At 67.2% G+C, this 12,784-nt stretch carries 8 protein-coding genes; 2 read left to right on the top strand and 6 right to left on the bottom strand.

The genetic code is table 11. The features are described 5' to 3' along the window. Positions 1-197: 197 nt before the first annotated feature. From AB4Z18_RS02030 to AB4Z18_RS02010, 5 genes are read right to left on the bottom strand one after another with little or no spacing between them, the layout of a single operon-like run. A complete protein-coding gene (locus tag AB4Z18_RS02030) occupies positions 198-1,400 on the bottom strand; it encodes a family 1 glycosylhydrolase (RefSeq protein WP_441781038.1) in 1,203 nt (400 codons plus the stop codon). Further along, entirely contained in the window at positions 1,397-3,682 is a 2,286-nt protein-coding gene (locus AB4Z18_RS02025) for a glycoside hydrolase family 3 N-terminal domain-containing protein (RefSeq protein ID WP_441781037.1), read from the bottom strand. Before AB4Z18_RS02025 ends, AB4Z18_RS02030 begins: the two co-directional genes overlap by 4 nt. Then, complete coding sequence (locus tag AB4Z18_RS02020; protein ID WP_441781036.1) at positions 3,679-5,169, bottom strand: family 43 glycosylhydrolase; 1,491 nt, start codon at positions 5,167-5,169, stop codon at positions 3,679-3,681. The genes AB4Z18_RS02025 and AB4Z18_RS02020 overlap by 4 nt, the downstream gene beginning before the upstream one ends. Then, positions 5,166-7,616 (bottom strand): glycoside hydrolase family 2 TIM barrel-domain containing protein, encoded by a 2,451-nt coding sequence (locus AB4Z18_RS02015; RefSeq protein ID WP_441781035.1) that lies wholly within the window; start codon positions 7,614-7,616, stop codon positions 5,166-5,168. Before AB4Z18_RS02015 ends, AB4Z18_RS02020 begins: the two co-directional genes overlap by 4 nt. Then, a complete protein-coding gene (locus tag AB4Z18_RS02010; protein WP_441781034.1) occupies positions 7,616-8,968 on the bottom strand; it encodes an MFS transporter in 1,353 nt (450 codons plus the stop codon). Before AB4Z18_RS02010 ends, AB4Z18_RS02015 begins: the two co-directional genes overlap by 1 nt. Before the next feature lie 161 nt (positions 8,969-9,129). Between AB4Z18_RS02010 and AB4Z18_RS02005 the strand changes: the two genes are divergently transcribed. Next, entirely contained in the window at positions 9,130-10,074 is a 945-nt protein-coding gene (locus tag AB4Z18_RS02005) for a LacI family DNA-binding transcriptional regulator (protein ID WP_441781033.1), read from the top strand. Positions 10,075-10,499: 425 nt separating this feature from the next. On the opposite strand, the gene AB4Z18_RS02000 is transcribed toward AB4Z18_RS02005, so the two are convergent. After that, positions 10,500-11,786 carry an amidohydrolase family protein gene (locus tag AB4Z18_RS02000; protein WP_441781032.1) on the bottom strand — a complete coding sequence of 429 codons (1,287 nt, stop codon included), beginning with the start codon at positions 11,784-11,786 and terminating at the stop codon, positions 10,500-10,502. 38 nt (positions 11,787-11,824) lie between these two features. On the opposite strand from AB4Z18_RS02000, the gene AB4Z18_RS01995 reads away from it, so the two are divergent. Further along, positions 11,825-12,316 carry a MarR family winged helix-turn-helix transcriptional regulator gene (locus AB4Z18_RS01995; RefSeq protein WP_441781031.1) on the top strand — a complete coding sequence of 164 codons (492 nt, stop codon included), beginning with the start codon at positions 11,825-11,827 and terminating at the stop codon, positions 12,314-12,316. The last annotated feature ends 468 nt before the right edge of the window (positions 12,317-12,784 follow it).

Here is a 12,784-nt window from a genome sequence, read left to right as displayed (position 1 = left end):
TAGTTCAATGGTAGCACTTCAGCTTCCCAAACTGCACTGAAAGCTTGGCTGGTCCCAGGCGATCAGCCCCGTCGCTTCTTGCTAACACGGCTCCTTTCGGTCCTTCTGGCACGGACATGGTGCTCGTCTGTGCGCGGCACTAAGCGCTGATCGTGGACGGGATCGGATGCTCGTGCCCGACCTGTTCACATCGAGCGTCACAGGCGGCCTCGACGCGCAATGCCTCCCAGCCAGGAAAGACTGGGTTTCGGAGTTCGGGCGAAGGTGGTTCGGTCGACCGCGATGAGCCCGAAGGTCGGCTCCCAGTGGCCCCACTCGAAGTTGTCGAGAGCGCTCCAGTGGAGGTAGCCGCGCACGTCGATCCCGTCGTCGACCGCGGTGAGGAGGTGGGTCAGCGCCTCGGTCGTGTAGGCGATCCGGCGCGCGTCGTCGGCAGTGGCGATGCCGTTCTCGGTCACGAGGATGGGGAGGCCCCCCGTCACGTCCCAGGTGTGCCTGATCGCGATGCCGAGCGCATCCGGGCGGTAGGGCGTGCCGACCAGCGTGTTGTCCGGGCTGGGCGGGTTCGGGACGAGGCCGCCGTCATCGACCCCCTGCGTGGAGTAGGCCTGCACGCCGATGAAGTCGTCGCCCCGGGCCGCGTCGAGGAAGACGTCCTCGCGAGTCCAGCGCTCCTCCTTCAGTCGAGACTCGAAGGCGGGATCGGTGGCGTAGAGCGCGAGGTTCGCCACCGTCCAGCCGACCGCCGCGCCGGTGCGCTCGCGCACGATGGCGCGGGCGGCGTGATGCGCTTCGATCAGACGCTGCGTCGCCTCCGGCGTGGGAAGAGGGAGCACGAAGCCGTTCTCGGGCTGAACCGTCGGGGTGTCCATCGGCGGCGCAGCATCGGTGTTGATGGAGGCGGCCATCAGCATCATGAAGGCGAACATGTTCGGCTCGTTGATGGTGCACACCCATTCGACGCCGTCGAGGAAGTCGCAGACGCGTTCGACATAGGCGGTGAAGCGGTCGATGGCCGTGTCGCCGAGCCAGCCGCCCTCCTCGATGAACCAGCGGGGGCTGGAGAAGTGGTGCAGCGTGACGACGGGGGCGAGTCCGAGGCTCAGCGCCGTGTCGATCATGCGCCGGTAGTGCGCGATCTCGGCGAGCGAGAATGCGCCGGGCAGCGGCTCCACGCGCGCCCACTCGATGCCGAACCGGTAGGCGGTCAGCCCCGCTTCGGCGAGCAGGCGCATGTCCTCCTCGTAGCGGTGGTAGCTATCGACGGCGTCGCCGCTGGGGCCGAAGTGCGGCATCCGCTGCTCGTAGACCCACCAGTCGCTGTTGAGGTTGTTGCCTTCGACCTGGTGGGGGGCGGTGGAGGCGCCCCAGAGGAAGCCTGTTGTCGGTTCGGTCGTCATCGCTGTTCCTTCGCGGTCGTGACTCGCAGAGTGGTGGTGAGTGGGATGGTCGAGTCGCCGCCGACGCCCAGGTCGATGAGGGTCGCGTCCTGGACGAAGCCGCGGGTGCCTGCGCTCCAGTAGCGCAGCTCTTCTGGTCCGAGACGGAACGCGAGGGTGCGCTCCTCGCCGGAGCTGAGCGAGATGCGCTGGAAACCCTTGAGTTCGCGGACGGGCCGTGTGGAGGTGCCGTGGCGCTGGTGGATGTAAAGCTGCACCACCTCGTCCGCCGGCCGGTCCGAGGTGTTCCGTACCGTGACCGAGATGGTCGCTGCCTCGCCGATAGCTATCTCCTCGCGGTCCAGCCGTGGCTCGCCGTACTCGAAGGTCGCATACGAGAGTCCGTGGCCGAACGGGTAGAGCGGTGTGCTCTCCTCCTCGAAGTACCGGGCGTGCTGGTTCTCGGGCTGGAAGGTCCGGTTGTGGGCGTAGATCATCGGCACCTGGCCGACGTGACGCGGCCAGGTGAACGGCAGCCGTCCCGCCGGCGAGACATCCCCGAGGAGGACGGACGCGACGGCGTCGCCACCCCGGGTGCCGGGGTACCAGGCCTGCACGATCGCCGGGATGTGCTCGTCCGGCCACCGGAGGTCGAGCGGGCGGCCCGACACCACCACGACAACGACCGGCGTGCCGGTGGCGGCGATCCGCTGCAACTGCTCCAGCTGACGACCCGGCAGGTCGAGCGTGGCGGTGGACGCCTTCTCGCCGGCCTGGTTCTGCCGCTGGCCGACCACCACGATGGCGACATCGGATGCGGCGGCCACGTCGACGGCACGGGCGATCTCGGCATCGTCGTCCCAGTCGGTCGGCGTCGCCACGACCGTGGGGTCGGCCCGATCGAACTCGGACGGGAACAGCCGCTCGGCGATGCCGGCGCCGCGCGCATACGACACGGTGGCGTCACCGAGTCGCGACCGCAGCGCCTCCAGGATGGTGACGGTCTCGTCGGTGACATGGTCGAAGACCCAGGGCCCGAGCAGGTCGCGCTTGCTGTCGGCGAGCTGACCGACGACCGCGACGGAGCCGACCGCTTCCGCGTCCAGCGGCAGGACACCGTCGGCGTTCTTCAGCAGCACGATCGAACGCTCGGCAGCGACGCGCGCCACCTCACGGTGCACGGCGGCGTCGAGCACTGATGCCGCGGCGGCTTCGTCGGCGAAGGGATGCTCGAACAGGCCGAGACGGAACTTCGCCGTGAGCACACGGCGCACTGCGGCGTCGATCGCGTCCTCGGCGACCAGCCCGTCGGCGACGGCGCGGGGCAGGTTCGCGAACGCCGCATCCGACATCGCCATCTCCATGTCGAGTCCGGCAGTGATGGCCCGTGCGGCGGCATCCGTTTGGTCGGCCGCGAAGTGCTGGATCTCGAGCGAGCGCACCGCGCTCGCATCCGAGACGACGAACCCCTCGAACCTGAGCTCGCCGCGCAGCACGTCGGTGAGCAGCCAGCGGTTGGCGGACGCGGGGACGCCGTTGAGGTCCATGTAGGCGCTCATCACGGTGACCGCTCCAGCGTCGAGGGCGGCCTGGAACGGCGGCAGGTAGACGTTCCACAGCTCCGAGTCGGAGACCTCGGCGTCGTCGTAGTCGCGGCCTCCGCGCGCGGCACCGTACCCGGCGAAGTGCTTGGGGCCGGCGAGGATGCGGTCGGCTCCGAGGTCGCCCTGGAAGCCACGGACCTGGGCCGCCGCGACCGCGGCGCCCAGGACCGGGTCTTCTCCCGCCCCTTCCAGGATGCGGCCCCACCTCGGGTCGCGTGCGATGTCCACCATCGGGGCGAAGGTCCAGTGGATGCCTGCGGCTCGGGCTTCGCGGGCGGCGACGGTCTGCGCCTGCTCGATCAGGTCGACATCCCAGCTGGCCGCGAGGGCGACCGGAACGGGCAGGATCGTACGGAGGCCGTGGATGACATCGAACCCGAACAGGAGCGGGATGCCCAGGCGGGTCTTCTCGACGGCCACCCGCTGCAGCCGGTTGATGGTGGCGGGGTCGGTGACGAACAGTGCGGACCCGAGCCGGCCCTCGGCCAGCGCGGCCTCCACTTGCCTTGGCTGGTCAACGAAGGCGCGATGCTCCGGCGGAAGCGAGTCCAGGTCGAAGCCCTCGGGGAGCTCCGGGAGCCCGAAGTAGAAGTATTGGGTCAGCTGCCCCGCCTTCTCCTCCAGTGTGAGCCGGGAGAGCAGGTCCGCGACGCGCTCCTCGACGGGAAGGGCGGGGTCTCTGTAGGGCGGTGTGGTCATGGGTTCCTCGAAGTGGTCGGGGTGTAGTGGATGTCGTGCACGTGGATGCTGCCGGCCAGAGCCTCGACGCCGAACACCCGTCCGGTGAAGCCGCCGGCGACCTCTGTGGAGAGATAGCGGCCGTCGACCGCGCCGAAGACATGCTCGGCGCCGTCGACGACGACGGCGAGCTCGATGAGGTCAGGCTCGAGGGCGACGCCGTGGGGCAAGACCGGTGCGTCGTTTGCGCTGACGCGGAGGGTGGGCACGGTTCCGGCCTTCACGTCGTAGCGACCGAGCGAGTGCTCGACCGGGCCGATGGTCACGGTGGCCTCCACAGTTCTACCGTTGTAGGTCAGTCCGTACCAGTTGCGGTCGTCGATGCGCACGAGCAGCCGCCCGAAGCCGCCCTCCGAGGAAGGCTCGAAGCGGGCGGTCGCCGACCAGGCCAGATCTGTGGCGCGAGACGCGAGCAGTGCGTGACCTCGCCCATCGGCCTCTACGACGATCCCACCCTCGGGTATCACGCTTGTGAACGAGGCGGGGAAGCGCCCGACGCCTAGCCAACGCGGGTGCAGGTCAGCGTCCGTGAAGCTCTCAGCGAATGCGTGCTCGGCCGGGGACTGTGTGAACCGGGACTCGTCCACCACCGGCCAGCCGTCCTCCCAGTCGACACCGACCAGGAACGTCTCGCGGCCGTTGGTGTGGAACCCCGGAGTCTGGCCGCGAGGGCGCACGCCGAGGTGCACGGCGGCCCACGTGCCGTCGGCGAGCTCGACGAGATCCGCGTGGCCGGTGTTCTGAACAGGATGCGCGAGGCTGCGGTGACTGAGGAACGGGTTGTGGGGTGCGCCCTCGAACGGACCGTCGAGCGTACGGGCGCGAGCGATCGTGGCGGCGTGGCCGCGCTCGGTCCCGCCCTCGGCGAGCAGCAGGTACCACCAGTCCCCGATCCGGTAGAGATGCGGACCCTCGGGAAACGCGAGCCCTGTCCCCTGCCACAGCTCTCGCACCGGACCGGCCATGGCACCCGTCGTCGTGTCGACTGGGGCGGAGAGGATCCCGGGCTGCTCAGGGTTCAGCGAGCACCAGCTGACGCGAGCGGTGCCCTCTTCGTCCCAGGCGATGTCCGGGTCAATGCCGATCGCACCGGCCACGTGCACCGGGTCGGACCACGGCCCCGCCGGGTCTTCAGCGTGGATCAGGAAGTGCCCGCGGCCCAGCGGGATCTCGTTGACGTTCGTCCCGATGATCCAGAACCGTCCATCGTGGTGACGGATCGTCGGAGCGAAGATGCCGGCGCTGGGGTACCCGTCGTGCTCCCCGATCTGGCTCGGGCGCGTGAGGGCGTTGCCGACGAGCTTCCAGGTGACGAGGTCGGTGCTCACGTGGATCGGGATACCCGGCAGGTACTCGAAGCTGGAGTTGATGAGGTAGTAGCTGTCGCCCACACGACAGATGGACGGGTCGGGGTAGAAGCCCGGAAGGATGGGTTCCATGGCGCTCATGACAGCTCCTGTGCGGTGACGGCGGCCGGGTTCGTCTCGGCGTTCGTCGAGGTCAGTGTGAGGGATGCGGAGCCGTGGCGGTTCGAGCGGACATGGATGGTGACGTCGCCGGGATCGCCGCAGCCTCGGATGATGGCGAGCGCCCGGCCGCGGAAGGTCGAGCGGACGCCATCCACGAAGGACTCCTCGGTCGAGGGCGCCGCGCTGCCGAGCGCGGCGAGGGTCGCCGGGCCGGAAACGGTCACGACGACGGTGTCGTCGGACCCCGCATCCACGACGCCCGCGTCGTCGGCCAATTCGACCCACACGTATGCCAGGTCGTCCGGGCCGCGAAGCGCACCGGACTCGCCACGCAACCGCAGTCGCGGCGCTCCGGCGGAGGGGAGGCTGCTGCGTCCGATCTCCACGCCGTGGCGGTACGCGACGGCGACCAGGTCCCCGCGCTCGTACGGGGCACGGAATCGTGCAACGTATCCCTTCCGGCTGCCGGCCTTCCGCCGTCCGAGGGAGCGTCCATTGAGCAGGAGTTCCACAGTGTCGGCGGCGGAGTACACCTCGACGTCCGCGATGCCGGTGCGATCGCCCCATGACCAGCTGGAGACGGCGTCCGTTGAGAGCCACGGCGTCTTGTTCGGCCGAAGTCCCGCACGGTCGAGGGGGCGGACGGCGATCCCAGGATCTTCCGTGATGCCCCACACCGCCTGGGCGAGGTGCAGCATCGCGGTCGGTTCGCCGGTTATGTCGAAGACGCCGCAACCGGCGAGGATACCGGGGTACGGTTTCGCGATCCCCCCGGGCTCCGAACCGTAGCTCCAGTAGCCGATGCCGACCTCGCCAAGGTAGTCCCAGCCGGTCCAGCCGAAGTCACCGATCACGCCGGGCACAGAGGTGACGCGCTTCCAGATCGCCGGCAGGTCGCCCGGCATCGACTCGGTCCCGACGATCACGCGGTCGAAGTAGCGGCGCCGAGCACCCGGATAGCCGGCGTAGGCGTAGTTGTAGCCCGCGATGTCGACGACCGAGAAGACGTCCCGCGTGGCCCGGTCGGCGGCGGGAAGGAGGGACGCCAGCACCATGAGCCGGCCGATCCGCGCAGTCAGCTGGTTCGCGGCGGTGCTCGTCGCGGGCTTGCGCTCGGGAGGCGTATCGGCGGCGGGACCCCGCGCGCTCCGGACGGACATCATCGCCAGTAGTGGATTGACGGCGATAGTGGTGGGCCGGGTGGGATCAGCCTCGGTGAAGAACCGCTGCAGCTCCTGAGCCGCTTCGACGCCCCCCGGAGTCGCGGACTCCGCGATCTCGTTCCCGAGGGAGTACAGAATGACCGACGGCCGGTTGCGGTCCTTCGCGACCATCGAGGCCGCATCGGCGCGCCACTGCTCGTGGAATCGCGGCGCCTCATCGTGCGGGGTCTTCCGCCGGAACCAGACGTCCGTCAGCTCGTCCATCACATACAGGCCCAGCGCGTCGCACGCGTCCAGGAAGGCGCGGGAGAGCGGGTTGTGGGCGCTCCGAATCGCGTTGTATCCGGCTTCCTTCAGCAGGCGCGCCCGACGATGCTCCGCCGCAGCGAATGTCGCGGCTCCGAGCGGTCCGTTGTCGTGATGCACCGCGGTGCCGCGCAGCAGCACCGCTTCGCCGTTGACGCGCAGACCACGGTGCGCGTCCACCTCGATAGTGCGGAGGCCGACGCGCTCGTGGCGCTCGTCGATAGTCCTTCCGCCCGAAGCGATGGCCACATGCACGTCGTAGAGGTAAGGGTGTTCGGCAGACCACGGCCGGGCATCGGGGACGGACAGCTCCAACGAGATGCGGGCGTCGGTCACCGGTGCGGTAGTGCGTGCTACGAGCTCACCGTCCGAGGCGAACTCCACGGTGACATCCGCGCCGCCCGGCACGGGTCCCGCGACGTGAACGGCGATGTCGACCGCCGCGTCGATGACTCCGGAACCCGCCTTCGACCGCAGCGCTCGGGTGAGGACACGGATACCGTCGTCCGCGATGGACGTGGCCGCGACCGACTCGAGCCAAACCGGGCGGTAGATGCCCGAGCCCGTGTACCAGCGGCTGTTGGGCACGGCACGGTTGTCCACCTCCACGACGATCTCTGCGGTTTCGCCCGGCGCCACGGCGGAGAGCGAGACGCTGAACTCCCGGTACGGGCTCGCGTTGCGGGCCGTCTCGGTGCCGCCCACCAGCACCCGCGTCTCGCCGTAGACGCCCTCAAACATCAAGCGGTAGGTGCGCTCAGCGGCGTCGGCCGGCGCCGTCCAGGTCGTGCGGTAGAGATAGAGGCCGCCGGCGAAGTATCCGCCGTGTCCGTCCGTTCCCCCATCTGCGGACCGAGGCTCCCCGATCATGGCATCGTGCGGGAGGCGCAGCGGGGTGCCGGTGTCCTGGGCGCCGCGATGGAAAGTCCAGCCGTCGGTGAAGAGCGTCCTCGTCATCAGCGCACGCCCCGTACCTTCCACTGAACGATGATCCCGGCGATGATCGTCAGCGCCGCCGCGACCAAGAACAGTAGGCCGTAGTTCTTCTCGTTGCCGCTGACGCCGATCAGAATCAGCGGTGCGGCGACCAGCGGAGCGACGGCCTGCGCAATCGAGGTGGAGTATCCGTTGATCCCGAGGAAGCGTCCGGCGTCTGTGTCCTTCTCAGGGAGCACGTTGAGCACCAGGGCTTGGTCGACGGAGGAAAACACGCCGAGGGCGAGGCCGGTGAGGCAGGAGCCAGCGATAAGTACCGCGAAGTTGCTCCCACCGAAGGCGAGGGTGATCGCTCCGACGGTGTAGACGATGCCGGAACCAAGGACGAACACCCTGCGGCGGCCCAGCTTGTCGGAGAGGAAGCCGCCGAGCAGCGCACCGGCACCGGTGACCGCAATGCTGATCAGGGAGAGGACGACGATGATGCCGCCGATCTCAGAGACCTGTCCGCTCTGGGTCAGGCGGGAGGCGAAGAACAGCGAGGTGAATGTCGTAGAGAACGTGACGCCAGTCATGAACAGCAGTCGAGCGAGCCAGTTCCAGGCGAAATCGGGGTAACGACGCGGGTTGAAGACCAGGCTCGCGAGCACTTTGCGGGCGCTCAGCGAGTCAGCGAACCGCGCGTCGCGGGTGTCGCGTTCCGACACGAAGAGAAACCAGCACCCGGCGGTGAGGAGGCCGACGGCGCCGGGCACCAGGAAGACCAGGAAGTTATTGCCGATGAAGGCGCTGGCGAGCCCCACGCCGGCGACCGGGGCGACCATCTGGACGAAGCCCGACATACCGGCCACGCGTCCGTACTGCGACTCGGGCAGCCGGTCCGCCTGGGATTGGATGAGCGAGTTCATCGTGCTGCTCCAACCGAACGAGGCTATGACCCATCCGACGAGAAGCACAGGGACGGAAGGAGCGGCCGCAATAACGGCAAGGCCGATCAGACCGACGACGGCACCGCCGAGGGCGAAGGGGCGTCGACGTCCAAAGCGGGAGCGGGTGCGGTCGCTCCACATACCGACGAGCGGTCCTGTGATGGTGTTCACGATGGCGGCTATGCCAATGATGTAGCCCAGCACTTCGACATGCGCAGGATCGAGCTGTTGGATGCGCAGCGAAAGCGACAGGCCGATCGGCGCTACCAGTGCGACGTACGCTCCGAACATCGCCAGCAGCAGGAAGACGATGTACTTGCGCTTCACCGGCGCACGGAATGATCCGGTGGGTGTGTGCTCGGCCTGCGTGTCGGCAGCCAGCGCCTGCTGTGCAGGGGAGGTTGCGCTGCCGGGCGCTGCCGGGGCGTTCGGGTTGTCCGACATGAGGACTCCTTTGTCATTCGGCCGTCTGCGGCCGATTTGTCGATGTGGACGGCAGGTGGTGGGTTACCACGTGATAAGAAGTACAACACAGCGCGTTATCACGTGTCAACAGCGGTCGTTCGTGAGAGAATCTCCCCACAGCACAGATCGAGGGGTATGGAATGACGGCTACCAGCGCGGACGTCGCTCGGCACGCCGGCCTGTCGCGAGCGACAGTGAGCCAGGTCCTCAACGGTCACTCCCACCGATTCGCCCCAGAGACCGCTGAGCGCGTCCTACGTGCGGCGCGGGAACTCGGCTACGAACCGTCGGCGGTCGGGAGGATGCTTCGCAAGGGCTCCAGCGACTTCATCATCGCTCTCGTCCCGAACACCACGTTCGGCGGCAACCTCCAGAACATCTTCGACACGACCACCGAGCTGCTGGCGCAGAAGGGCCTGACCCTCGTACTCCGCCTGTCCACGCAGTCCACCGCATCCCTCGACCGAATCCTCGCCGGCATGCAACCTCGAGCCGTCCTCTCGCTTCAGCCGTTCACCGACGCCGAGCGCGAGGTGCTGACCGAGCGCGGCGTCCCCGGATTCGACACCACGACAGGCGGGAACCTGAACTACCAGATCGGTCGCATCCAGGCCGAGCATCTGGTGGCCCGCGGCTACACGCGCCTCGCGTTCGCCCACCTTCGCGACGCCCGCCAGGATCCGTACGGCGACGACCGTGAGACCGCCGTCGCAGACGTGTGCGAGGAATCCGGCCTCCCTGCCCCGACGGTCGTCGGCCTGGGGATCGATCGAAACGACGCGGCGTCAGCCCTCGACCAGCTCGAGGTCGGATACGGTGTCGCCTGCTACAACGACGACGTCGCCATCACCCTGCTCACGGCGGCCAGGAAGCGTAGCTGGCGGGTGCCCGAGGATCTCGGACTGATCGGCATGGACAACACGCCCTTGTCCCAGGTGACCGATCCTCCACTGACGACCGTGGGGTACGACCTGGCCGCCGTCGCACAGATGAGCATGGCGACCGCCCTCAGCGCTCTGGGTGAGGAAAGCGTTCCATCCGTCTCCGACATCGACCTCCGGGTCATTCCAGGCGAGTCGACCTAGCGGCATCAGCGGAACCATTGTCGAGGCTCGAGCTGCTTGCTCTCGAGAGCGCGCTCGGTCCGCTAGGGAGCCCGGTGTCACGGGGCCCGCTTAGAGCCCGGCCGTAGCGAGCGCGCCAGCAACTCGCCCCGGGTCGTGGCGCGTGTGCCCGCTTGACTACATTTTGACTACAAGCGCCTGAGATTCAATGCGAATCAACGTGATGACAGAGCATTTACTTCCGCGGAAAATCAACGATCTGTCACCGAAACATGCTCTGGGAGATGCCCCAGTTTCGACTGAAAATCGAAAGGTCACCGGATCGACGCCGGTCGGAGCCACCACAGAAAACCCCCGGTCCCTTGCGGAATCCGGGGGTTTTTCGTTGGCGTGAGTGCCGTCGGTTCGGCCACCGTCAACACCGAACGGCACCACGCCTGCGTGCGTCAGTCACCGGCATGCATGGTTCCGCGTCGCCAGACCGCGCGGATGTTGAGCGTGTCACCGATGGTCTCCGTCGGATTTCCGTCAACCAGGAGCAGGTCCGCTCTCATGCCCACGGCGACGCGACCGCGGTCGCTGAGGCCGAAGCGTCTCGCCGGAGTCGAGGTCGCCGCCCTGAGCGCCGCGATCGGTTCGAGGCCGGCGCGCACGAACATCTGGAGTTCGTGGTGAACGCTCGCACCGTGTGCCAACCCGCCGAAGCTGGGGAACGGCACCGAAACATCCGTGCCGACCAAGAGATCGACGCCCGCCGCGTGAAGTGCCAGGACGGACGCGAGCACGGCATCGAGATCGCCCTCGTGGTATCGGTCGAAACTGCCACGTAACGTTGCACGCCACGCGTCATCGATTCGGCGATCCACGCGGGGGTCGGCTGCGAATTCGGCTGCGCTGATTCCCATCATCGATGCGTTCAGTACGACGCAGGGCACGACGAATGCGCCGCTTTCCGCGATGAGGTCGATGATTGCGGGAGTGTGCGGGCGATCCATGAAGAGATGGGCCAGTCCGTCGATGCCGCTCTCGACGGCGGTCTTCGTGGCGTCGATTGTGAGCGCGTGCGCAACGGTGAGCATCCCGAGCCTGTGCGCTTCGGCCACGCCGGCGGCTACGGTCGGAGCCGTGAGCATGGGCAAGCCGGGGTGCCCCTCGACCGAACCATCATCGATCATGAACTTGATGTAGTCGGACCCGGTCTCGACCAACAGAGGAATGGACGCCACCGCCTCCTCCGGGGTGGTGACGAAGGGCATCACGATGGATGCTGCCTCATCGTGGTCGGCCGCGTCGTCAACCGTGCTGCCGTCGTGATCGGGACGGCGGTCACCGAACAGTTCGCTGGGGTGCCCGCCGGGCGGGGTCAGACCGAAACCCGCCGAGCGGACGTCGGCAACCGAATCGTCCTCCGCGATCTCGGTGCGATCACGGTTGGACGCCCCCTGCATCTCGAGCTCCGTCGTCACGCCGAACTGCAACGCCATCGCGAGAGCTGATCTGGACGTGTGGACGTGACTGTCGATGAGCCCGGGCAGGAGCGTCTGTCCTTCAGCATCGATCACCTCTGCGCCAGGCGGGATGTCGCCACCGATGCTGGTGATGAGCGGACCGTCGATGACAACGAGGCGCTCGTCGAGAACCGCCTCGCCGTCGAAGATCCGCGCATTGCTGATAGCGGTGATCATGATGTCTCCTTCGTGTTCGTAGACGCAACTATATGCATTCATGAACATAGTTGCAAGTTGCACACGTTTGCGCCTATTGTGGCTCTATGGCCGCGCTCGAGAAGGACGACGACTCGCTGCTTGACGCCGTCGGCATCGCATTCTCGCGGTTGCGGCGCAGGACCCAGCAAGCCGCGGTCGAGCCGGCTGTGACGCCGAAGGACGGCACTCGGAACCTGGTGATCAACCTGATCGACGAGTCTCATGGCACTATCACGGTCGGGGAAGTCGCCGAGCAACTCGGTGTGAGTCCCTCCGTCGGAAGCAGGATGGTGTCCGACTGCATCGATGAGGGGCTCGTTCGCCGTGTGGCATCCCAAAGCGACGGTCGTCGCGTCTGCCTGACCCTGACCGACGCCGGGGAGGCGATGCGCGAAGTCTTCCGTCGGCAGTACCGCCAAGCATTCGAGCAAATCACCGCAGACTGGGATCCGCACGAGCGAGTCGAGCTCATCCGCCTGCTGCTGAAATACTCCGACTCGACCGACGCACTAACAGGTCATCGCGCCGGGGAAGACGGACGAACTGTTCTCCGGTAGTCGCTCTTCGCGCGAGTGAGTATGAGGTCCATGTCTTTTAGGCCTGCGTGGCGTCACGTGGTAGCGATTAAGTATGAGCCCCAGTTGCCGGGTCCACGTCCTGTGGAGTTATGCGATGGACATGCAGATGTCGTTTGGCGTCTATGAATGCCTTTCGGACGCGCGTTGCGCGTGGGAGGCCATTCGAGCTACGGGCCTGTTTACACACACCGACGGAGCGGTGGTGGCCTTGTCAGACGCTGAACTTGTGGGCGCTTGGACGATCGAGTCTTACGCCCCTGGAGAAGAGCCGCTCGAGATGACGCTTCAACACTGTGAGCGGGAACAGTTATGACGTGCGTTCCCGAGGTGACATCGCGCCCAGTTCTCGGTCACGCCTCAACATCCCGCTCGGAGAGGAGAGCCTGAGCTCATCGTCCTCTCCGCGAACAACTCGGTGGGCCAGCGGAGTCTCCACTGGCCCACCTC

The organism is Leifsonia sp. 2TAF2 (genome assembly GCF_052115085.1).
Taxonomy (GTDB): Bacteria; Actinomycetota; Actinomycetes; order Actinomycetales; family Microbacteriaceae; genus Leifsonia.
This window is presented reverse-complemented; position numbering and strand designations above follow the sequence as displayed.